This window comes from Streptomyces sp. NPDC053560 (assembly GCF_044544605.1).
GTDB lineage: Bacteria > Actinomycetota > Actinomycetes > Streptomycetales > Streptomycetaceae > Streptomyces.
In genome coordinates this window covers 84586-104803 of record NZ_JBITXI010000009.1, presented here as the reverse complement: position 1 = coordinate 104803, position 20218 = coordinate 84586, and the positions used below count along the sequence as shown (strand labels likewise).

The 20218-nt window shown below is 72.8% G+C and carries 18 protein-coding genes; 8 read left to right on the top strand and 10 right to left on the bottom strand.

Annotated features, from left to right (window positions below; all coding sequences use genetic code 11):
- The first annotated feature begins 6 nt into the window (after positions 1-6).
- From ACIGQF_RS22365 to ACIGQF_RS22350, 4 genes are all read left to right on the top strand, one after another.
- Entirely contained in the window at positions 7-1371 is a 1365-nt protein-coding gene (locus ACIGQF_RS22365; protein ID WP_399712883.1) for a purine-cytosine permease family protein, read from the top strand.
- Between the two features lie 201 nt (positions 1372-1572).
- Positions 1573-3813 carry a HelD family protein gene (locus ACIGQF_RS22360; RefSeq protein WP_399713579.1) on the top strand — a complete coding sequence of 747 codons (2241 nt, stop codon included), beginning with the start codon at positions 1573-1575 and terminating at the stop codon, positions 3811-3813.
- 132 nt (positions 3814-3945) lie between these two features.
- On the top strand, positions 3946-4719 hold the full coding sequence (locus ACIGQF_RS22355) for an IclR family transcriptional regulator (protein ID WP_361561060.1): 774 nt from the start codon (positions 3946-3948) through the stop codon (positions 4717-4719).
- 318 nt (positions 4720-5037) lie between these two features.
- Positions 5038-5406 (top strand): hypothetical protein, encoded by a 369-nt coding sequence (locus ACIGQF_RS22350; RefSeq protein WP_399712880.1) that lies wholly within the window; start codon positions 5038-5040, stop codon positions 5404-5406.
- A gap of 13 nt (positions 5407-5419) precedes the next feature.
- Here ACIGQF_RS22350 and ACIGQF_RS22345 read toward each other — a convergent pair whose 3' ends face one another.
- The 3 genes from ACIGQF_RS22345 to ACIGQF_RS22335 form a co-directional block, all read right to left on the bottom strand.
- Complete coding sequence (locus ACIGQF_RS22345) at positions 5420-6031, bottom strand: TetR/AcrR family transcriptional regulator (RefSeq protein ID WP_399712877.1); 612 nt, start codon at positions 6029-6031, stop codon at positions 5420-5422.
- Between the two features lie 109 nt (positions 6032-6140).
- Positions 6141-6353 carry a DUF397 domain-containing protein gene (locus ACIGQF_RS22340; protein WP_399712875.1) on the bottom strand — a complete coding sequence of 71 codons (213 nt, stop codon included), beginning with the start codon at positions 6351-6353 and terminating at the stop codon, positions 6141-6143.
- Complete coding sequence (locus tag ACIGQF_RS22335; RefSeq protein WP_399712873.1) at positions 6350-7180, bottom strand: helix-turn-helix domain-containing protein; 831 nt, start codon at positions 7178-7180, stop codon at positions 6350-6352. The genes ACIGQF_RS22340 and ACIGQF_RS22335 overlap by 4 nt, the downstream gene beginning before the upstream one ends.
- Positions 7181-7338: 158 nt before the next feature.
- Between ACIGQF_RS22335 and ACIGQF_RS22330 the strand changes: the two genes are divergently transcribed.
- Positions 7339-7779, top strand: a complete 441-nt coding sequence (locus ACIGQF_RS22330; protein WP_399712870.1) for an ATP-binding protein — start codon at positions 7339-7341, stop codon at positions 7777-7779.
- On the opposite strand, the gene ACIGQF_RS22325 is transcribed toward ACIGQF_RS22330, so the two are convergent.
- The 7 genes from ACIGQF_RS22325 to ACIGQF_RS22295 all read right to left on the bottom strand — a co-directional run bounded on the left by ACIGQF_RS22325 (position 7772) and on the right by ACIGQF_RS22295 (position 16442).
- Complete coding sequence (locus ACIGQF_RS22325) at positions 7772-8635, bottom strand: SDR family oxidoreductase (RefSeq protein WP_399712868.1); 864 nt, start codon at positions 8633-8635, stop codon at positions 7772-7774. The two genes, ACIGQF_RS22330 and ACIGQF_RS22325, sit on opposite strands and share 8 nt — an antisense overlap.
- Positions 8632-10299 (bottom strand): FAD-binding dehydrogenase, encoded by a 1668-nt coding sequence (locus ACIGQF_RS22320; RefSeq protein WP_399712865.1) that lies wholly within the window; start codon positions 10297-10299, stop codon positions 8632-8634. The genes ACIGQF_RS22325 and ACIGQF_RS22320 overlap by 4 nt, the downstream gene beginning before the upstream one ends.
- A gap of 66 nt (positions 10300-10365) precedes the next feature.
- The gene (locus ACIGQF_RS22315; RefSeq protein WP_399712862.1) at positions 10366-11016 is read right to left on the bottom strand and encodes a TetR/AcrR family transcriptional regulator; all 651 of its coding nucleotides are present in this window, start codon (positions 11014-11016) and stop codon (positions 10366-10368) included.
- Between the two features lie 165 nt (positions 11017-11181).
- Positions 11182-12075 carry a hypothetical protein gene (locus ACIGQF_RS22310; RefSeq protein ID WP_399712859.1) on the bottom strand — a complete coding sequence of 298 codons (894 nt, stop codon included), beginning with the start codon at positions 12073-12075 and terminating at the stop codon, positions 11182-11184.
- Positions 12075-13391, bottom strand: a complete 1317-nt coding sequence (locus ACIGQF_RS22305; protein ID WP_399712857.1) for a VWA domain-containing protein — start codon at positions 13389-13391, stop codon at positions 12075-12077. Before ACIGQF_RS22305 ends, ACIGQF_RS22310 begins: the two co-directional genes overlap by 1 nt.
- 53 nt (positions 13392-13444) lie before the next feature.
- Positions 13445-15376 (bottom strand): M64 family metallopeptidase, encoded by a 1932-nt coding sequence (locus tag ACIGQF_RS22300; RefSeq protein WP_399712854.1) that lies wholly within the window; start codon positions 15374-15376, stop codon positions 13445-13447.
- Positions 15377-15665: 289 nt separating this feature from the next.
- Entirely contained in the window at positions 15666-16442 is a 777-nt protein-coding gene (locus ACIGQF_RS22295; protein WP_399712852.1) for a FadR/GntR family transcriptional regulator, read from the bottom strand.
- A 135-nt stretch (positions 16443-16577) separates the two neighbouring features.
- On the opposite strand from ACIGQF_RS22295, the gene ACIGQF_RS22290 reads away from it, so the two are divergent.
- The 3 genes from ACIGQF_RS22290 to ACIGQF_RS22280 all read left to right on the top strand — a co-directional run bounded on the left by ACIGQF_RS22290 (position 16578) and on the right by ACIGQF_RS22280 (position 20155).
- Entirely contained in the window at positions 16578-17813 is a 1236-nt protein-coding gene (locus ACIGQF_RS22290) for a M20 family metallopeptidase (protein WP_399712849.1), read from the top strand.
- On the top strand, positions 17803-19257 hold the full coding sequence (locus ACIGQF_RS22285; RefSeq protein ID WP_399712847.1) for an aldehyde dehydrogenase family protein: 1455 nt from the start codon (positions 17803-17805) through the stop codon (positions 19255-19257). Before ACIGQF_RS22290 ends, ACIGQF_RS22285 begins: the two co-directional genes overlap by 11 nt.
- Before the next feature lie 85 nt (positions 19258-19342).
- Positions 19343-20155, top strand: a complete 813-nt coding sequence (locus ACIGQF_RS22280; RefSeq protein WP_399712844.1) for an SDR family NAD(P)-dependent oxidoreductase — start codon at positions 19343-19345, stop codon at positions 20153-20155.
- Positions 20156-20218: the final 63 nt, after the last annotated feature.

The following is a 20218-nucleotide window of genomic DNA, read 5'->3' as shown; positions in this document are numbered from 1 at the left end:
ATCCCCATGACCATCGAGAGGCCCGTCTTCGACGGGCGCATGCCCGCCGGCGCCGGTGACCTGTCCGTCGAGAAGCACGGCATCGGCCCGGTGCCGGAGAGCAACCGCTACGGCCGGCCCGGCCGTCTCTTCACCGTGTGGTTCGCGCCCAACCTGACCATGACCGGCGTGTTCACCGGCACCGTCGGCATCGGCCTCGGGCTCGACTTCTGGACGGCGTTCGCCGCGATGGCGCTCGGCACGCTGCTCGGCGCCGCCCCGTCCGCGTACCTCGGCACGTGGGGGAGTCTCACCGGAACCGGCCAACTCCCGCTCTCCCGGCTGGCGTTCGGCCGCGGTGTGGTGCTGCCCGGCGTCCTTCAGTGGCTGTCCTCCATCGCCTGGGACGCGCTGATCGGACTGTTCGGCGGGGACGCGCTGGCCCGGCTGGTGGGCTGGCCGTTCTGGCTGGGCGCGCTGACGGTGCTGCTGCTCCAGGGCGTCGTCGGCGTCCTCGGGTACGAGGCCATCCACCGCCTCCAGACCGTGATGACCTTCGTGCTGGGCGCGGCCTTCCTCGCCCTCAGCGTCAAGCTTCTCAACGGTGTTCCGCTGCCGTCGGCCGCCAGCGCGCACGGCGCCGACCGGGCCGGCGCGTTCTTGCTGACCACCACCGTCGCGCTGAGCCTGGCGATCTCCTGGGCGCCGTACGCCTCGGACTTCAGCCGCTACCTGCCGCGCTCGGCGTCCCGGCAGCGGATGTTCTGGTACGCGCTGTTCGGCATGGCCGCCGCGTACCTCTGGGTGCAGACGCTCGGCCTGTGGGCCGCGGGCCTGTTCACCGACCAGACGGCGGCGGGCGTGCACGAACTGCTCGGCGGCGGGGCGCTCGGCGCCTTCGGACTGCTGGCCATCGCCGCGTCCGCGGTGTGCAGCAACGCCATGAACGACTACAGCGGTTCCCTCGCTCTGCAGACGGCGGGCGTGCGCATTCCCCGGCCGCTCGCCGCGGCCGTCGCCGCCGTGCTCGGTTTCCTGCTCGTGCTGTGGATGCACGCCGCCGACACCACCGCCCGTTTCCAGAACGTGCTGCTCTTCGTCGGTTACTGGATTCCCGGCTTCATCGGCGTCGTCGTGGTCGACTGGCTCGCCCGCGCGAGGGAGCGTGGCGGCCGGCCCGTCGAGGTGCACGAGGAATTCGCCCGGCCGCGGCCGTGGTGGCCGGCGGCGCTCGCCTTCGCCGGTGCGTTCGCCGTCGCGGTGCCCTTCATGAACACCTCGCTGTACGTCGGCCCGGTCGCCGAGGCGCTGCACGGCGCGGACCTGGCGTACTACGTGGCCTTCGTCGTCTCCGTGGCGGTCTACGCGCCGCTTCGGCTGCGCCGCGACTGACCGCTTCCGGACACAACAAACCCCGGTCGCATTGGCGGCCGGGGTGGACTTCCGCGTATATTGGGAGATTCGCATGCCGAGAAATAATTCAGGCAGGGCGAAGCTAACTGGAGTCATCTTAACCAGGCGGGAGTCGAATTGTCAATCCAGGTGCCGGGCGGGGAATCGGGCGTGGGGCCGGACCGGGCCGCCGACGAGGAGATGCGCCGCGAGCAGGAATTCATCGACATGCTCTACGAGCGCCTCGGCGAGCTGCGGGCCGGCGCGGGCGCCGCTGTCCAGGGCGCCCTCGCGGTCGCCGACGCCGGCACGATGCAGGCGCGGCTGGAGCGTGACGTGACCGTCGCCGAGCAGGCCGGTGTGCTCGCCGCCCTCGACGCGGGCGAGCACGGCCTGTGCTTCGGCCGGCTCTCCTTCCGCGACGGCAGCGACCACCACATCGGCCGGATCGGCATCCGGCGCGACGACGCCGAGCACACGCCGCTGGTCATCGACTGGCGCGCCGACGTCGCGCGGCCCTTCTACCTCGCCACAGGCCACACCCCGATGGGGCTGCGCCGCCGGCGCCACATCTCCACCGAGGGCCGCCGCGTCACCGCCCTGCACGACGAGCTGATGGACCTCGCCGACACGGTGCGCACCGGCCACGAGGGCACCGACGCCGACACCGTGCTGCTCGCGGCGCTGGACGCGGCCCGCACCGGCCGCATGCACGACATCGTGCAGACCATCCAGGCCGAGCAGGACCGCATCATCCGCGCCCCGCACCGCGGCGTCATGGTCGTCGAGGGCGGCCCCGGCACCGGCAAGACCGTCGTCGCCCTGCACCGCGCCGCGTACCTGCTCTACGCCCACCGCGAAGTGCTCGCCCGGCGCGCGGTCCTCATCGTCGGCCCCAACCCGGCGTTCCTCGGCTACATCGGTGAGGTGCTGCCCGCGCTCGGCGAGACCGGCGTGCTGCTCGCCTCGCCCGGCGAACTCTTCCCCGGCGTCACCGCCACCGGCACCGACACGCCCCGGGCCGCCGCGGTCAAGGGCGGTTCCGCGATGGCCGACGCACTGGCCGCGTACGTACGCGACCGCCAGCGGCTGCCCGAGCCGGACACGATCGTCCCGCACGAGGACGGCGATCTGCTGCTGGACGCGGACATCGTCCTGGAGGCCCGCCACCAGGCGCGCGAGACCAGGCTGCCGCACAACCTCGCACGCGCGCACTTCGCCTTCCGCATCATCGACGCGCTGACCGCCCAGCTCGCCGACCGGCTCGGCGCCGACCCGTACGGCGGCCCCAACTTCCTCGGGCCCGACGACATCGCCCAGCTCGGCAAGGCCGTCGCGGCCAGCGCCGAGGTGCACGCCGTCATCGCCGACCTCTGGCCCGTCCTCACCCCGCAGCAGTTGGTCGCGGACTTCCTCGCCGACCCGGTGCACCTCCCCGAGGCCGACGCGGCCGCGATCCGGCGCTCCGGCGGTGAGTGGACCGCCGCCGACATCCCGCTGCTGGACGAGGCCGCCGAGCTGCTCGGTGACGACGACTCGGCCGCGCAGGCCGCCGCCGAGGCCGAGCGCCAGGAGCGCATCGCCTACGCACAGGGCGTGATCGACCTCGCGTACGCCTCACGCACGCACGAGTTCGAGGGCAAGGACGACGAGGATTCGGAGGTACTGGGCGTCCAGGACCTCATCGACGCCGAGTTGCTCGCCGACCGGCAGGAGGAGGCCGACCACCGCACCGCGGCCGAGCGCGCCGCCGCCGACCGCACCTGGGCCTTCGGCCACATCATCGTCGACGAGGCGCAGGAGCTGTCCGCCATGATGTGGCGGCTGCTGATGCGCCGCTGCCCGACCCGCTCGATGACACTGGTCGGCGACCCGGCGCAGACCGCCGAGCCCGGCAGCTGCGGCACGTGGGAGTCCATCCTCACGCCGTACGTCGGCGACCGCTGGGAGCACGTGCGCCTCGGCGTCAACTACCGCACCCCCGCCGAGATCATGGAGGTCGCGGCGGCGGCGCTCCGGGCGGCCTACGCCGGTACGCCGACGGCCGAGGCCTTCGAACCGCCGCGCTCGGTCCGCTCCACCGGCGTACCGCCCTGGTCCCACCGCACCGACGACCTGCCGCGCGCGGTCGCCGAGGCGGTCGCCCGGGAGACCGGCAGCGAGGGCCGCCTCGCGGTCATCGCCCAGCGCCACCACCATGAAGCGCTGCTGGCCGCCGTGCCCACCGCGTCGGCGGGCACGGCCCCCGACCTCACCAGCCCGGTCGTGCTGCTGGACCCGCGGCAGGCCAAGGGGCTGGAGTTCGACACGGTGCTCGTGGCGGAGCCCGCCGAGTTCGGCGTGAGCGACCTCTACGTCGCCCTCACCCGCGCCACGCAGCGGCTCGGCGTGGTCCACACGCGGCCGCTCCCGGCGGGGCTGGAGGGGCTGGCGGCGCACTGAGCACGGCGGCCGGCGGCAGTGCTGTCCCGGCCGTCGACAGCCGAACCCTCATCGCCCTACCCTGTGTTCGTCATTCCGGCCGTTGGCCGGAATGACGAACACAGTCGGCGCGGCGGAGGGTGGGTGAGCGGCATGGGACGACTGGTCCCTGCGGTGACCCGGGCACTGGACATACTCGAACTGTTCCTGGAGGCGGAGGGTCCGCAGTCGGCACCCGACGTGGTCCGGAAGCTGCAACTGCCGCGTACCACCGTGCACGAGCTGCTCACCACGCTGGCGGCCCGTTCCTACCTTGTTCCCGTACCCGACCAGCCGGGCCGCTACCGCCTCGGGGTCCGCGCGTACCAGCTCGGCAGCCGGTACGCGGAACAGCTCGACCTCGCGGCCGAGGGGCAGCGGGTGGCCCGCGAGGTGGCCGCCACCTGCGACGAGACGGTGCACGTCGCCATCCTGGAGGGCGCCGACGTCATCTACATCGCCAAGGTGGACTCCACGCACGCCGTCCGCATGGTCTCCGCCGCGGGCCGCCGGCTGCCCGCGCACTGCACGGCGGTGGGCAAGATGCTCCTCGCCTCGCTGCCGGACGCGGAGCTGGACGCCCGCATCGAGGGCCGCGAGCTGGTCGCCCTGACGCCCGGCAGCATCACCGACCCGGCCGCGCTGCGCGCCGAGCTGGCCGCCGTCCGGGACCGCGGCACCGCCACCGAGCACCGCGAGTCCAACCCGGACGTCTCCTGCGTCGCGGCCCCGGTGCGCGACAGCACCGGCCGCGTCGTCGCCGCGCTCTCCATCTCCGTCCCGATGATCCGCTGGACCGACTCCAGCGAGACCGACCTGGCGGAGCTGGCCACCAAGGGCGCCCGCGACCTGTCCACGAGCCTGGGACACCGGGGCGCGTGGCGGTGACCCGCCCACGATCCTGACGATGCGTCAGTCAGCTGCCATCAGTCGGCTGTCGTCAATCCTCCAGCAGAGAACCGAGGATGCCGTCGACGGTCTCCTCGGTGATGCCCAGGCGTAGTAGTCGCGCGGCTGCCAGCCGGCGCGGCGTATCAGGACGACGGACAGCTCGGGCTCCTCGGCCTCGTCATCCGCTCCTCGATCGAGGAGTCACCCGAATTCGAGGCGGCGCGCGCGGCGGAGGAGACCGAGGCGAAGCAGGCGGCACCCGTCGTCGTCATCGTCTGCACCCCACTGGCAGCGCCGGCCGCCGACGGCTTCGGCATGCGCCGAGTGACCCTGGCCGGGATCCTCCTCCACCTGGTGATCGCCTTCCCGATGTTCTGGCTCGCCGACACCCGTACGGTCGGCGGCCTGTGGGCGGCGATGTGCCTCCCGATGCTGGCCAGCACGATCGCGTACGCGTCGATCGGTACGCTCCTGTCGGGCTGGTTCACGCCCCGCGTCCGCTGCACGGGCCTCTCGATGAGCTTCCAGCCGGCGGGCCTGATGGGCAGCGCGGCCCCGTCCGCAGCGACGTGGCTCTTCTCCGCGACGGGCGACTCCTGGACCCCGGTCGCCCTCGCCTTCGCCGCGATGGCGGCGCTCAGCGTGGCGTGCCTGATGCTCCATCGCCCGCCGCGGAGCACATAGCCGACGCGCGCCCTCACCCGCGGGCGGCGTCCTGGGGTGCCGCCCGGTCGAGGGTGTCCGCCACCGTGGTGCAGGCGAGCCGGGCCACGGACCGCAGCTCCGCGTCCGGCGTACCGGCACGGCTCAGCACGGCCAGCGACTGATTGACGGCGACGACGTACGTGGCGATCTCGTCGAGCGTCCTGGCGTCGGCCGGTGACCACGCCAGCGCCGCCCGCACCCGCTCCCGCTGCACGTCGAGCAGCCCCCGCACCCGTGCGCGGTTCTCGTCGTTGATCGTCTCCGACTGCGCGGCGGACTGCGCGATGAGGCACCCCGTGGGGACCGAAGGGTCGGCGATGCGAGTCAGTACGGCATCGAAGAACGCCTCCACCGCGCGCACCGGCTCACCGGCATGCGCGGCGAGCGCCTGCTCGAACCGCGCGCCGTAGATCGAGGAGTACCGGTCGAGGCTCTGCCGGAACAGCGCGTCCTTGTTGCCGAAGGCACCGTAGAGGGAACCGCGGCCGAGGCCGGTGGCCGAGGCGAGGGCGTCGAGCGAGGCATCGGCGTACCCGCGCTGCCAGAACACCCGCATCGCCTGGTCCAGCGCCGCCTCGACATCGAACTGCTTCCGGCCCGCCATGCCGCGTACCTCCTGTTTCCGTACATTCCCGCCCCGCGACCCTACCCACCTCCCGGATCGGCCGGCCGCTACCCGGCGGAGCAGGCCCCGGACGAGACCCTGGCCGCCCTCACCGAATCCCTGACCCGCTACCGTCAACAAGCACGGTGACCGCCCCGAGGAACGCGACCCAGGCCTCCGGCCCGACGACAATCCGCGTCCGGTGGATGTCCTTGGAGTCGCGTATGAGGACGGTGTCCTGCCCGACCGCGACCTCGACACAGTCGGGCCCGTCGGCGGTGCTGTGGCTGCTCTTGAACCACGACAGCTCGTCGTACGTCATGTTTCTCCCCGCAGTTTCTCGATGAAGGCCAGCGACTCGTGCGGCGTGAGTGCCTGGGCGCGGATGATCCCGTAGCGCATCTCAAGGATCCGGACCGATTTCGCATCGGAGATCAGGCCGCTGACGAGCTGCACTTCGCTGTGCCCCACCGTGGTGCCGTCCTTGAGTGACAGCAGCCGGAACGAACCGTCGAGCCCGGCATGGTCCTCACGCTCCGTGGGCATTACCTGGATCTCCACGTTCCGCAACCGTCCGACCTCCAACATGCGTTCGAGCTGCCTCCGCATGGCCATTCTGCCCCCGACGGGGCGGCGCAGTGTCACCTCGTCCTGCACAAAGCTGAAGACGGGCAAGCTCCTCGTGCCGTCGAGGATCTCTTGTCGCGACATACGTGCGGCCACCCGCTGTTCCAACTCCTCCTCGCTGAACGGCGGCCGCCGCATCGAGAACAGCGCACGGGCGTACTCCTCGGTCTGCAGCAAGCCGTGCACGACCGAGTTGTTGTACGCGCCCAACTCGACCGACTCGGACTCCAGCTTTGCCAGGTCTCGGACCTTCTTCGGGTAGCGGGCTGCCTCCACGTCCTTCTTGAGGCCGGAGATGAGGCCGTCCGCCGTCAGGACCCCGTCCGCCGCGTCCAGGAACTCCGGTTTCGGGACGCGGCGGCCGCGTTCGACCGCGGAGACCTGTTCCTCGCTGTACCCGATCGCGGCGCCCAGTTCCGCCTGGCGGAGCCCCGCTCGCTCGCGGCACGACTTGATGACTCTGCCGACCGTGCGCAGTACCGCCGCCGTTTCGTCGTCGTCGTTTTCCCGGCCGACGTCCATGTGAGCCCCCTCCGGGCCGTCCCGCCCGTACCCAACGCCGCGGCGCACGCAGCGTCACGGGGCGCCGCCCGTACAAGCCCGGACGGCAGCCGGACAGCGACCGTGCGTACGGCCGACCTGGGTATTCAGCCTACGCACAACTGACCACGCTGAGTGACATGAACGAGCAGACCGGTCACCCGGCTTTCCGTATCCAGCTCTCCGCCACACCGCGCGGCGCACGCCTCGCCCGCCGACTCGCCGTGGCGCAACTGGCCGATTGGGGCTGGCCGTACGGCTGCCCGGTGTCGGACACCGCGGCTCACCTCGTGGCGGAGCTGGCGGCCAACGCCGTACGGCACGGCCGGGTCCGGGGCCGGGACTTCCGGCTCCGGCTCGTGCTCCTCGACCACGGCCGGGCGCTCCGTATCGAGGTGACCGATCCGCGTCCCGAGCGGCTGCCCACCGTCGGGCACCACGCGCCCGACGGGGAGTCGGGGCGCGGGATGCTGCTGGTCGAGGCGCTGGCCGAGCGTTGGGGTACGGACGCCGGCAACGACCTGTGCACCAAGACCGTGTGGTGCGAAATCTCCTCGCCGGCCGTGTGCGGGCTCACTTGAGGCCGTGTTTGCGCGAGACCAGGGACTCGGCGCGGCGGCGGGAGATCAGGCGGCGGAGGGTGAAGACGAGGGGGGCGTTGCTGCCTACCGCGTAGAGGGGCTTGGGGCGGGGTGCTTCGATGGCCTTGAGGATCGTGGCCGCCACCGTGGCCGCGCTGATGCCGGTCGCCTCGTTGCGGTCCAGGCGGGCGGAGACGGTGCCGAAGGCCTCGGCGTAGGGGGAGTTGTCGGTGAGGTAGCGGGTGCGGCGCTCGCTGATGCCGGTGTTGATCGAGCCCGGCTCGACCGTCGTCAACCACACGTCGTACGGGGACAGTTCGCGGCGAGAGGCGGTCGCGAAGGCCTTCACCGCCGCCTTGGACGCCACGTACGAGGAGCGGAAGGCGAGCGGAAAGCTGGCCAGCATGGAGCCGACCATGACGACCCGGCCGTGGCGCCGCTCCCGCATGCCCGGCAGCAGCAGTTGCGTCAGCCGCACCGCACCGAAGACGTTGAGCTGGAAGAGGCGTTCCAGGGCGTCCATCGGCAGTTCTTCGAGGGGGGCCAGCTGGCTCTCGCCCGCGTTGTTGACGAGGACGTCCACCTCGCCCGCTGCTGCCGCGCACGCCTCGATGCTCGCCGGGTCGGTGAGGTCTAGGGGGAGGTACTCGGCGCCGGGGAGGCGGTCGGCCTCGGGAATCTTTTCGGGGCTGCGGCTGGTGGCGAGTACGTGGTAGCCGCGCGCCAGCAGCGCCTCGCAGACCGCCCGGCCGATGCCGGAGGAGGCCCCGGTGACCAGTGCCGTACGCCGCCGCGTACCGGGCGTTCGGCCGTCGGCCGCCCCGCCCGCCTCGCGTGCCGTGCCGCCGGTCGTCATGCCAGCTCCTTCGCCAGCGCCCGGCCCGCCGCGCGGCCGGAGAAGATGCAGCCGCCGAGGAACGTGCCCTCCAGCGCGTTGTAGCCGTGCACCCCGCCGCCGCCGAACCCGGCCACCTCGCCCGCCGCGTACAGGCCCGGGAAGGGGGTGCCGTCGGGCCGTACGACCTGCGCGTCGAGCGTGGTCTCCAGGCCGCCGAGGGTCTTGCGGGTGAGCAGGTTCAGCCGTACGGCGATCAGTGGGCCGTGCGCGGGGTCGAGCAGCCGGTGCGGCTTGGCCACTCGGACGATCTTGTCTGCCAGGTAGGCGCGCGCGTTGCGGACCGCCATCAGCTGCATGTCCTTGGAGTACGCCAGGCCCACCTCACGGTCGCGGGCCACCACCTCCCGGCGCACCTGGTCGTAGTCCAGCTCGGGCCCGCTGCCCAGCGCGTTCATACCGGTCACCAGGTCGCGGAGATTGTCGCGGACGACGAAGTCGGCGCCGTGCTCCATGAACGCGGCGACCGGACCCGTCGGGCCCTTCTTCGTCCGGCCGAGCGTCATTTTGAGGTCCTTGCCGGTGAAGTCCGGGTTCTGCTCGGAGCCGGAGAGCGCGAACTCCTTCTCGATGATCGACTGGGTCAGGATGAACCAGCTGTGGTCGTGCCCGCCGGCCCGGATGTGCCGCAGCGTGGCCAGCGTGTCGAAGCCCGGGAAGAGCGGCGGGGGGAGCCGCTTGCCGGCGGCGTCGAGCCAGAGGGAGGACGGGCCGGGGATGATGCGGATGGCGTGGTCGGGCCAGACCGGGTCCCAGTTCTTGATGCCCTCGACGTAGTGCCACATGCGGTCGCGGTTGACGATATTGCCGCCCGCGCTCTCGGTGATCTCCAGCATCCGCCCGTCGACGTGCGCGGGCACGCCGCAGATCATCCGCTCCGGCGCCGGACCCAGCCGGTCCACCGGCCAGTTCTTCCGCACCAGGTCCGCGTTGCCGCCGATGCCGCCGGAGGTGACGACCACGGCCTGAGCGCGGAGCTCGAAGGAACCGGCGGGCGTACGGGAGGACTGCACGCCGCGCGCCTCGCCCGACGGCTCCAGCACCGTGCCCCGGACGCCGACCGCCGTGCCGTTCTCCACGATCAGCTCGTCGACCTGGTGGCGGTGCTTGAACGTCACCAGCCCGCGGTGCTCCGCCGCCAGCACCGGCTCGCGGAAGACCCGTACGACCTCCGGCCCCGTGCCCCAGGTGAGGTGGAAGCGCGGTACCGAATTGCCGTGCCCGGAGGCGAGCCCGGAGCCGCGCTCGGCCCAGCCGACGTTCGGCATCAGCCGCAGGCCCAGGTCGTGCAGGTAGGCGCGCTTCTCCCCGGCGGCGAACTGCACGTATGCCTGCGCCCACTGGCGCGGCCAGTGGTCCTCGCGCTCGCGGTCGAACCCGGCCGAGCCCAGCCAGTCCTGAATCGCCAGCTCGTAGGAGTCCTTGATGCCCATCCGGCGCTGCTCGGGGCTGTCCACGAGGAACAGCCCGCCGAGCGACCAGAATGCCTGGCCGCCCAGGTTGGCCGCGCTCTCCTGGTCCACGAGCAGCACCTTGCGCCCGGCCCTGGCCAGCTCGTACGTCGCGACGAGGCCGGCCAGGCCGGCGCCCACGACGATCACATCGGCCTGTTCGCGCTCACTCATCGAGAGCCCCTTCGCTCTGGGTGCGGGAGTTGTACGGGGTGTCGCAGGCGTTGGTGCTGTGTTCGTTCAGCGTTGCTTCGTGCTGTCAGCGGTAGTGCTGTACGCGTTCACCACGTGCCGGAAGAGTTCCTCGCGGCGCCGGCGTACCGCCTCGTCGTCCGGCTCCATGAGGCACTGCACGGTGGTGCCGTCGTGCACGGCGACCAGCGCGTGGCCGAGCCCCGTCCGGTCGGTGACCACCCGTCCGCCACGGGCCAGCGCGGCCTCGACGAGCGGCAGCAGGGTGTCGTGGATGGCCTGCTCACGCGCGGCCATCACCCGGCGCAGGGCAGGGTTGCGCAGCGCGTGCGCGGTGAACTCCGCCGTCACGCGGTACCACGCGTCGTCGACCGGTACGGCGTCCAGCACGGCGAGCAGGGCCTCGTCCGCGGAGACCGTCTCCAGGGAGCCGAGCCGGTCCAGCGCTTCCCGCAGATCGGCCAGCATCGCCCCCGAACGCTGCTCCCACATGGCGAGGAACAACTCGTCGAGCGAGGTGAAGTTGGAGTAGAACGCGCCCCGGGTGTACCCGGCCCGTTCGCACACCTGGTCCACGGTGGACCGGCCGAAGCCCTCCTCGGCGAAGACCGTCAGCGCGGCGTCGAGGAGCCGCTGCCGGGTCTGCGCCCGCCGCCGGGTGACGCGCCGCGGCCGGGCGGCTGTCTCTGCTGAAGTCATGACCGGCCCGGCCCCGCCTTCCGTCGTGCGTCGTCCGTCGTGCGCCGTTCGATACGCGAATGTATGGGATGCGTTCGTGTATCGACAAGGGGTGCGGCGCGGACAGCCGAAGGGGCGGGCCGGGTGGACGTACCACCAGGCCCGCCCCATGGAGCGCGCCGCAGGTCAGACGGCCGGCGGCAGATGTGACGGCCGTCCGCGTCCCCGCGTGGCCGCGTACCCCGCGATGCCCGCGAGCGCCGCGAGCACCGCGCCCGCCGCGGTCCACAGCCAGCGCGCCGACCACCAGCCGGAGGACCAGCCGCCGTCCGGCTCGGGCCGTGCGGCAGAGCCCTGGACCAGGGGCGCGCCCAGCGAGCCGTCCACGGCTTGGGCGCTGCCCGCGTCCGTGGTGGTGGCGGTCACCGCGGTCTCCACCGGTAGACCGGTGTCGGCGGAGGCGGTGCGCACGGCGGTGAGCCGGACGTAGTACGCGCCGGGGAGCGGGTCGTTCGACCAGGGCTCCGCGGCGGCCCGGACCGTCCGCAGGGTGCAGGACAGCTCGACCGTCGCGGCGTCGGCCGCGGCCGTCCTGGTCTGCGTGCCGTACCGGCAGGCCTGCCGGCGGCGCAGCCCGTCGTACACATCGAGCTGCCAGGTGGAGTCGCCGTGCCGGGCCTCGGCGTCCGGCAGCTGCACCTTCGCGTCCACCCTGGCGCCCTGCTCCGCGTCGGCCGGGAACTGCCAGTAGAGGTAGTCACCGGTGGACGCCGGCGCGGTGGCCTGCTGGCCGGGCCGGATGACCGTGGCGGTACGGAAGGAGGTGCCGGCCTCGGTGGGCGGCGGCGCGTCCTCCGGGTCGGCGGAGGCGGACGCGGACGCGTCGGACGACGGGCTGTCGGACGACGGGGTGGGGTCCTCGGCCGGCGCCACGGAGGCGGCCGACGCGGGCCCGGCGAGGGCGACCCCGCCCGCGGCCGTCCCGAGAAGCGCCGCACCGGCGAGCAGAGCGGCGGACAGGCGCCGGCGTACAGAAGCTGCGGCGGACAGGCGCGTCCGTACAGAAGCTGCGGCAGACATCAGCGGGTCCTCCAGACGGTGACGCGCCAGCGCGAGATCCAGCCCCACACCAGCCCGGCCAGCAGGCCGATCAGCGTGACGGCGATGAGGAACCACCAGCCGTGACCGAGGCCCAGGAACGCGGCGTCGGACGCCTCGTCCGGCCCGTCCACGACATCGACGGACAGCTCGACCGGCAGACCCGGGGCGGTCTTGACCGAAGCGGGCGCCGAGAAGGCGTTGCTGACGCGCAGGCAGACGGTCTCGGGGACCGGCTCGCCGTCCGCGTCCTCCGCCGCGCTGCCGTCGTCGGCCTTCGGATAGCGCAGACCGGTCGAGAGCACGTCCGTACGGCCGTCGCCGGTGGCCTCGCCCCGCACGATCTCCCGGCCGCGCAGCGTCGAGGCGCGCAGCTGGACGCCGTAGTCGTCGTTGACGGCCCGGTCGGCCGCCACGCTCACCGAGGCGCGCAGCTCCTGGCCGGGCCGTACGTCCACCTTGTAGAAGCGGTGCTCGCCGAACTCCTCCCGGTCGGTGTAGAGCCCGGGCTTCAACTGCGGCGCGCGCTCGCAGCTGTCCGAACCCTTCGCCGGTTCCGGGGTGAGCGACGGCTCGACCGTCCGGTGCACCAGCTGCTTGACCCGGCCGGACAGCTCGTCCTTGTGCTGCACCGAGGTGTACGTACCGCCGGTGGCCTCGGCGATGCAGCTCAGCTGGGTACGCGTCTTGGCATCCGGCACCAGGCCGAGCGTGTCGATGGTCAGATGGATTCCCTTGGCCGCGAGTTCGCGCGCCACCTCGCACGGGTCGAGCGGCTGGCAGGTGTCCTCGCCGTCGCTGATCAGCACGATGCGGCGGGCGCCGTCGCCGCCCTCCAGGTCGTCGGCGGCCTTCAGCAGGGCCGGGCCGATCGGCGTCCAGCCGGTCGGCGTCAGCGTGGCGACCGCGGTCTTGGCCTCGGTGCGGTCCACCGGGCCGACGGGGTACAGCGCGCGGGTGTCCTTGCAGCCCACCTTGCGGTCGTCGCCGCGGTACTCGGCACCCAGCGTACGAATGCCGAGCTGCACCTCTTGGGGCACCGCGTCCAGCACCTCGTTGAACGCCTGCTTGGCCGCCGACATACGGGACTGCCCGTCGATGTCGCGGGCCCGCATCGAGCCGCTCACGTCGAGTACCAGGTCGACCTTGGGGGCGTCCTTGGCCGTCTCCGCCGATGCCCCCGCCGATGGCTCTGAGGTGGCCGGTCCGTCGGCCGCGGCGGTCGCCGGTGCGAGCCCGCCCGTCAAACTGACCAGCAAGCCGCACAGCACGGCCGCCAGTCGCCTTCTTATGATCATCGCCGGATCATAGTGATCTCGGGGCGAACTGCCCAACTCGCGGCATGCGGCGCTTACTGAGGCGGCCTCAGGGTGACCCGGAAGCGCTTCGCGGGACCAGTGTTTCCCGCCGCGTCCAGCGCCCGGTACTCGATGGTGTGGGTCCCGTAGTCCGGCGTGGCGTCGTCCCACGGAACGGCCCGCGGCGTGCCGAGCTTCCCGTGGACGAGATCGTCGATGACGGTGCCGCCGGGGGAGAACCGGAACGGCGCGTCCGCGTCCGTCGGCCAGCCGAAGTACGTGAACCAGCCGTCCCCGTCCCCCCGGAACTGCGTCACCACGTAACCGTCGCGGTCGTCCTTCCCCGTGAGCTTCATCGTGAAGGGACCGTCGTACACGTACTCCACGGGCCGGCCCGGACGGTGCACCGTCCGCAGCGGCTCGGACAGGGCGTACGAGACGGTCGCCGGGGTCGCGTCGACGGTCCACCTCAGGCGGGTGGCGGGGGAGGGGCGGGCACCGGCGACGCGGGCGGTGACGGTGTGGTCGCCGGGCCGCAGCCGGAGCGCGCTCAGGTCCAGGTCGCGGTCGTTGCCGCGGTTCGCCACGGGGCGGCCGTCCACCGCCCACGAGATGCGCACCGCGCCGCGTACGGGGTGCGTGGTGTCGGCGTACAGCACGGAGGACGCGCCCACGGGGGCGTCGGTGGCGGTGTGCCCGGTGAACTCCGCAGCGACGGGCGCCGGATCCGTGGTCACGGACGGGTCGACGGTCCAGGTGACCGTACGGGTCAGCGCCGCCGAGCCGCGCACGGCCGGATCGCGCACGAAGGGCGTCGGGTCGGTGACGGTGGCCGTGAGGCGCCGCGGCCGCTCGCCGGAAGGGACGTACCGGCGCAGGTCCACCGTGCGCAGCCCGGCCGTCCCGGGGAGCGGCCGGCCGTCCAGCCGCCAGGTCACCTTCAGTTCGCCACCCGTGGGGTGCAGCGTGTCGACCCACACGGAGCGGTCGGCGCCTATGGGCGCGCCGTTCGGGGTGTGGCCCTGCACCAGGTTCACCTTGGCGGCGACGGCGCGTGTCATGACCTCGCGCTCCACCTGGTCGAAGGGGTAGCCGAGCGTCTTCATCATCGAATGCGCGCTCGGCCGCCACACCCCCTTCGTGCTGTACATACCGCCCTCGTAACGCCCGATCCGGCCGCCGGACTCGCTCTCCTCACCCAGCCAGCGCCACCACTTCTTGCGCTGCTCCCGCATCTGCCGCGCGGTCAGCACGGTGTGATGCGCCGAGTCCGGCTCACCGTCCGCGTACCGGCCGCCGGGAACACCGCGCTGGTAGTAGTCGTACTCGTCCTGCAGCTTCCCCAGCGAGTGGCCGATCTCGTGCGGCGTGATCAGCGAGGACAGCGAGTTGCCGCCGGACGCGGTGGCGTACGTGCCGCCCGCGCCGCCGTAGGTGTCACTGTGCGCCAGCCCCACGATCTGCCGGTTCCCGGCCGAGGTGCCGGCCACCAGATCGGCCGCCGCCCTGGCCTTCCCGTCGTCCATCGTGATCAGCCGCTGCACGCTCCGCGCGTCGCACCCGCCCCAGAACCCCATGTCCAGCGCCGTGTCCCGGCGCGGCGCTCCGAGCCCCGGATCGCAGTCGACACCGGACTCGGCGGACGGCGTCTCCACCGCCCAGACATTGATGTACGAGCGGTAGGAGGCGAACGGCTCGGTGCTCCACAGCACGTTGAGGTGCTTCTCGACGTTCGCCCGGAACTCCGGCATCTCGTCCGAGGTGTAGCCGTCACCGAGAAAGACCAGGTTGAAACGCTTCTCCGCGGGGCCGGTCGACTGAATGGGCAGCACCTTCGCGCCGCTGCTCCCGGTGATGGCGTCCTGTTGCTGCGCTGCCGCGCCGGCCGGTGGTGCCGTCCCCAGTACGGACGCGCCGCACAGCAGCCCCGCCGCCGCGAACAGCCCGATGCCGGTCCGGCGCCTGCGCTCAGCCCTCGCGGTCATGACGACGCCCTCCTCGGGGTGCGGTCTCCGTGTACGAGGCTCTCCGCGTACGGTGGCGGAGCGTACGGGCGTGAACAACCGGCCGTAAAGAGGCGGAAGTTGGCCACGGGGCTGCCGCGCTGGGCGTGGCTTCTGCCGACGGGACCGTCACCACCACTGCCCGACCTGGAGCGGGAGGCGCGGCAGGCCGGTGCCCGTATCGTCACCGGGTCGCGGGTCGACGGTGAGCTGCTGCGCGCCGAGCGGCCCGACGCGGTGCAACGCCGAAGCAGGAGCCGACCGGGCCGTACTACTGCTCCTGCTCCAGCGCCGCATTGAGCAGCGCCCGCGTATCCGGTTCGACGTGCTCGGCGTAGTAGGCGTACAGGGCCTGGCGGGCCAGCCGGGCGGCGTGCGGGGCGTCGCCGGCGCGGATCGCGGCGAGCACCTGTTCGTGGTGGTCGATGGAGCGTTCCCGCCAGGCCGCCGCATCCGAGGCATCGGCGATCTTGCGCTCGATGATGTCCACGACGGCGTCGTGGACGGCGCGGGCGCAGAGACCGAGCAGCGCGTTGCGGCTGGCCTCCGCGACGGCCTGGTGGAACAGCGCGTCGGCCTCGCTGAACGCCCGCAGCCCGGCGCCCGGCCCGGCGGACAGCGACCGCATCCGGTCGATCAGCTCCGCCATCCGCTTCAGGTCGTCCTCTGTACGCAGCCGGGCGGCGAGCCGGTTGCTCTCGGCCTCCAGGACCATCCGGAACTGGATCAGTTCGCCGAGGCTGGATATGTGGGAGCGGGTGAGCCGGCCGAGCGCCTGGCTGAGGTTGTCGGCGGAGACGCCGAGCACTTCCGCGCCGAGCGGGTCGCCGGGCCGGGACCGGACCAGGCCGGTGGACTGCAGGACGCGCAGCGCCTCGCGGACCGTGGAGCGGCCGACGCCGAACTGGTTGACCAGTTCGCGTTCGGCGGGGAGGCGGGAGCCGGGCGGCAGTTCGCCGCGGAGGATGCGTTCCTCGATCTGCTCGGCCACCCGCTGGTAGGCCCGTACCGGCTCGACGGGGGTGAAGGGAGCATCGTAGGCGGCCATCGGGACCCCGTTCCGTTTCCGTACCGATTGCTGCTGGTGGCCTCTTGACCCACGCGTGAACGTGCGAGCAGAGTACGGGAAATCAACTGGTCTGACCAGTGGACTGGCCTCCCGGCCAGGTGTTTTGGAGGTTCTATGCAAGCCGCCCAGACCCACCCGCCGACCGAGATCACGATCGACGCCGACGCGGCCGTCGCCTTCACCCAGGACCTGATCCGGCTGCGTACCGTCAACGCCACCGGCGCCACCGATGTCGAACGCCCGGCCGCCGACCTGGTGGCGGCGCTCTTCACCGAATTCGGCTGGCAGCACGAGGTGGTGGAGGTCGCGCCGGGCCGCCCGAACGTCATCGCCGTCGTCGACGGCAAGGGCGGCGCCGGACCGACCCTGATGTTCGAGGGGCACACGGACGTGGTCACCGAGGGCGATCCGGCAGTGTGGAGCGTCGACCCGTACGCCGCGGAGATCCGCGACGGCAAGCTGTGGGGCCGCGGCGCGGCGGACATGAAGTCCGGGGTGGCCGCCATGATCTACGGCGTGCGCGCGCTGCAGCAGGCAGGCCCCTTCCCCGGCCGGATCGTCCTCGGTGTGCTGTGCGACGAGGAAGGCATGATGCTCGGCGCCAAGGCGTTCGCCGCCTCGCCGCTGGCCGCGGAGATCGACGGAGTGATCGTCTGCGAGCCGGAGGGGTACGAGGTGTGCACCTCGGCCCGCGGCGGCGTCCGGCTCCGGCTGGAGCTGACCGGGGTCATGGCGCACGGCGCGATGCCGCAGGAGGGCAAGAATCCGGTCGTCGCAGGGGCCAGGATCGTCGAGGCGCTGAGCCGCGCCCAGACCTGGGCCGAGGTGCGTTTCGGCGCCCACCCGCACGCCGGGCAGGTCACCGTCACCCCGACCGTGCTGCACGGCGGCGATCCCGACCAGCTCAACGTCATCCCGGCGCACGGCCTGGTCGGCGTCGACGTACGGACCGTTCCGGGCACCGACCACGCCGAACTGATCGACCGCATCCGGCACGAGGCCGAGGAGGCAGCGGCGACCGCCGGTGTCACCGTCGCCCTGACCGTCGTCGACGACCGTCCGGCGATCGAGATCGCCGAGGACCACCCGGTGGTCGCCGGGCTGGTGGCGGCGCACGAGCGGGTGCACGGCAGCCCCCCGCCCTTCGGAGCCGTGCCCGGCACCACCGACGGCACGGTCCTGACCCGCGACGCCGGGCTGCCCACGGTCGTCTACGGGCCCGGCGGCAAGTGGATCGCGCACCAGAAGGACGAGTACGTGGAGGTGCGCGAGATCGGCGAGTACACCCGGGTGTACGCGGAGGCGGCGCGTCATTTCCTGACCCGGGGGGTGCGCGGCGATGACGCGTGAGGAGATCTCCGGGCGCTTCCCGGCGGGGCTGCCGGTCGGCGACGGCTGGGTGCCGGCGCCGCGTACGGAAGCGGTGACGTTCCCGTACGACGGCAGTGAGGTCGCTCAGGCGCCCGTGGGGGACGAGGCGCTGGCGCGGCAGGCCGTGGAGCACGCGGCGGCGCTGCGGAAGGACATGGCCCGACTGACCTCCCGCGTACGGCGGCGGGTGCTCGGCGGGGTGGCGGCGGCGCTCGCCGAGGCCGCCCGCCCCATGGAGGACCTGCTCGTCCTGGAGACCGGCAAGCCGCGGGTGGACTGCCGTACGGAGGTGCAGCGCACGGTCTCCACCTGGGAGGCGGCGGCCGACGAGGTGGTCCATGTCCACGGCGAGACGGTGCCGCTGGACATGCTGCCCTCCGGGGACGGCATGACGGGCTTCTGGACCCGCCGCCCCATCGGCGTCGTGGTGGGCATCGCGGGCTTCAACTACCCGATGCTGCTCGCCTCCCACAAGATCGCGCCCGCGCTGGCGGCCGGCTGCCCCGTGGTGATCAAGCCGGCGCCGGCCACGCCGCTCGCCACGCTCTGGCTGGTGCACCTGGTCCGCGAACAACTGGCCGCGGCCGGCGCCCCGGTGGGCGCGGTACAGCTGGTCACCGGGGACGCGGCGGTGGGCCGCGCGCTGACCACGCACGAAGCGGTGGCGGCGGTCTCCTTCACCGGCTCCGCCGCGATCGGCCACCGGATCGCGCGGGACGCCGCGCCCCGCAAGGTCGTCCTCGAACTGGGTTCCAACGCCGCGCTGGTGGTCGCCGCCGACGCCGATCTCGACGCCGCGGCCGATGCCGTGGTCCGCGGCGGCTACTACGCCTCGGGGCAGGCGTGCATCGCCGTGCAGCGGGTGATCGCGGTCGAGGAGGTCGCCAAGGAGTTGGCGGCGAAGATCGCCGACCGGCTCGCGGGTGTGGTGGTCGGCGATCCGCGCGAGGAGGCGACCCGGGTGGCGGCGCTCATCGACGAGGCGGCCACCGACCGGGTGCTGGCCTGGATCGAGGAGGCCCGCGCGGCCGGCGCCCGGGTGATCGCCGGTGGCGAGCGGGTGGGGCGCTGCCTCGCGCCCGCGCTGCTGGCCGAGGTGCCGGGCGGGCTGCCCGCCTGGGACGAGGAGATCTTCGGCCCGGTCGTCGCGCTGCGCGCCGTGCCGGACCTCGATGCCGCTTACGCGCTGGTCAACGACTCGCGGTACGGCCTGCACGCCGCGGTCTTCACCCGCGACCTGGGGGCCGCGTTCACCGCGATCGACACGCTCGACGTCGGCGGCGTGGTCATCAACGAAGTCCCGGGCTACCGCAGCGACGTGGCCCCGTACGGCGGCGTGAAGGACTCCGGCATCGGCCGCGAGGGCCCGCGCTTCGCCATCGAGGAACTGACCGTGACCCGCATGGCGGTGATCAGGCCGTGACGCCCGTGCGTCCGGTGGCGCCCGCAGCGGCGGTGCCCCGGACGCTGCTGGACCCTCCCACGACGACCGGGCGAAGGAGCCCCGTATGCAGACCCGTATGACGTACGCGCAACTCTTCCGGCTCGACGGGCGGCATGTCGTCGTGGTCGGCGGGGGCAGTGGCATCGGACGTGAGGCCGTACGGGCGCTGATCGCGCACGGCGCCGATGTGACCGTGGCCGACCGGGACCTGAAGGGCGCGGAGGAGACCGTGCGGCTCGCGGGGGAGGAGCCTGCCGCTCCCGGCAGCGGTACGGGGACGGCGACCGCGTGCGCGCTCGACGTGCTGGACGACGAGGCGGTGCGCGCGGCGGCGGAGGCGTGGGGCGCGCCGGACGGGCTGGTCGTCACCGTAGGCGCCAACGTCCGCAAGCGGATCGCCGATTACACCCTGGCGGAGTTCGACCGGGTGGTGGCGCTCAACCTCCGGGCGCACTTCGCGCTCGTGCAGGCCGTCGCCCCGGCCATGGCCGAGCGGGGCAGCGGCAGCGTGGTCGGGCTCGCCTCGATGCGCGCGGTGCAGGTCGAGCCGGGCCAGAGCGTGTACGCCGCGTCCAAGGCGGGGCTGGTGCAGTTCCTGCGGACGGCGGCGGCCGAGTGGGGGCCGCGCGGGGTGCGGTTCAACGCGATCGCGCCCGGCGTCGTGCGGACGCCGCTGACGGACCAGATCGCCGCGGACCCGGAGTGGTACGAGGCCTACGCGCAGGCCTCCGCGCTGCGGCGGTGGGCCGGTGCGGAGGAACTGGCCGGTGCCGTGCACTACCTGGTCTCGGACGCCTCCACCTTCGTCACCGGCAGCGTGCTGGCCGTGGACGGCGGCTGGACGGCGGTCGACGGCCGGTACGAACCCTCGGTCTGACGCCGATGCCCGAGGACCGACCCCGGGCTGGGGCCTTGATTCGTTTCTGACCTGCGATACCGT

Coding starts and splice junctions, on each gene's coding strand:
- ACIGQF_RS22365 (WP_399712883.1), top strand. CDS start 7: ATGACCATCGAGAGGCCCGTCTTCGACGGGCGCATGCCCGCCGGCGCC.
- ACIGQF_RS22360 (WP_399713579.1), top strand. CDS start 1,573: ATGCGCCGCGAGCAGGAATTCATCGACATGCTCTACGAGCGCCTCGGC.
- ACIGQF_RS22355 (WP_361561060.1), top strand. CDS start 3,946: ATGGGACGACTGGTCCCTGCGGTGACCCGGGCACTGGACATACTCGAA.
- ACIGQF_RS22350 (WP_399712880.1), top strand. CDS start 5,038: ATGCGCCGAGTGACCCTGGCCGGGATCCTCCTCCACCTGGTGATCGCC.
- ACIGQF_RS22345 (WP_399712877.1), bottom strand. CDS start 6,031: ATGGCGGGCCGGAAGCAGTTCGATGTCGAGGCGGCGCTGGACCAGGCG.
- ACIGQF_RS22340 (WP_399712875.1), bottom strand. CDS start 6,353: ATGACGTACGACGAGCTGTCGTGGTTCAAGAGCAGCCACAGCACCGCC.
- ACIGQF_RS22335 (WP_399712873.1), bottom strand. CDS start 7,180: ATGGACGTCGGCCGGGAAAACGACGACGACGAAACGGCGGCGGTACTG.
- ACIGQF_RS22330 (WP_399712870.1), top strand. CDS start 7,339: ATGAACGAGCAGACCGGTCACCCGGCTTTCCGTATCCAGCTCTCCGCC.
- ACIGQF_RS22325 (WP_399712868.1), bottom strand. CDS start 8,635: ATGACGACCGGCGGCACGGCACGCGAGGCGGGCGGGGCGGCCGACGGC.
- ACIGQF_RS22320 (WP_399712865.1), bottom strand. CDS start 10,299: ATGAGTGAGCGCGAACAGGCCGATGTGATCGTCGTGGGCGCCGGCCTG.
- ACIGQF_RS22315 (WP_399712862.1), bottom strand. CDS start 11,016: ATGACTTCAGCAGAGACAGCCGCCCGGCCGCGGCGCGTCACCCGGCGG.
- ACIGQF_RS22310 (WP_399712859.1), bottom strand. CDS start 12,075: ATGTCTGCCGCAGCTTCTGTACGGACGCGCCTGTCCGCCGCAGCTTCT.
- ACIGQF_RS22305 (WP_399712857.1), bottom strand. CDS start 13,391: ATGATCATAAGAAGGCGACTGGCGGCCGTGCTGTGCGGCTTGCTGGTC.
- ACIGQF_RS22300 (WP_399712854.1), bottom strand. CDS start 15,376: ATGACCGCGAGGGCTGAGCGCAGGCGCCGGACCGGCATCGGGCTGTTC.
- ACIGQF_RS22295 (WP_399712852.1), bottom strand. CDS start 16,442: ATGGCCGCCTACGATGCTCCCTTCACCCCCGTCGAGCCGGTACGGGCC.
- ACIGQF_RS22290 (WP_399712849.1), top strand. CDS start 16,578: ATGCAAGCCGCCCAGACCCACCCGCCGACCGAGATCACGATCGACGCC.
- ACIGQF_RS22285 (WP_399712847.1), top strand. CDS start 17,803: ATGACGCGTGAGGAGATCTCCGGGCGCTTCCCGGCGGGGCTGCCGGTC.
- ACIGQF_RS22280 (WP_399712844.1), top strand. CDS start 19,343: ATGCAGACCCGTATGACGTACGCGCAACTCTTCCGGCTCGACGGGCGG.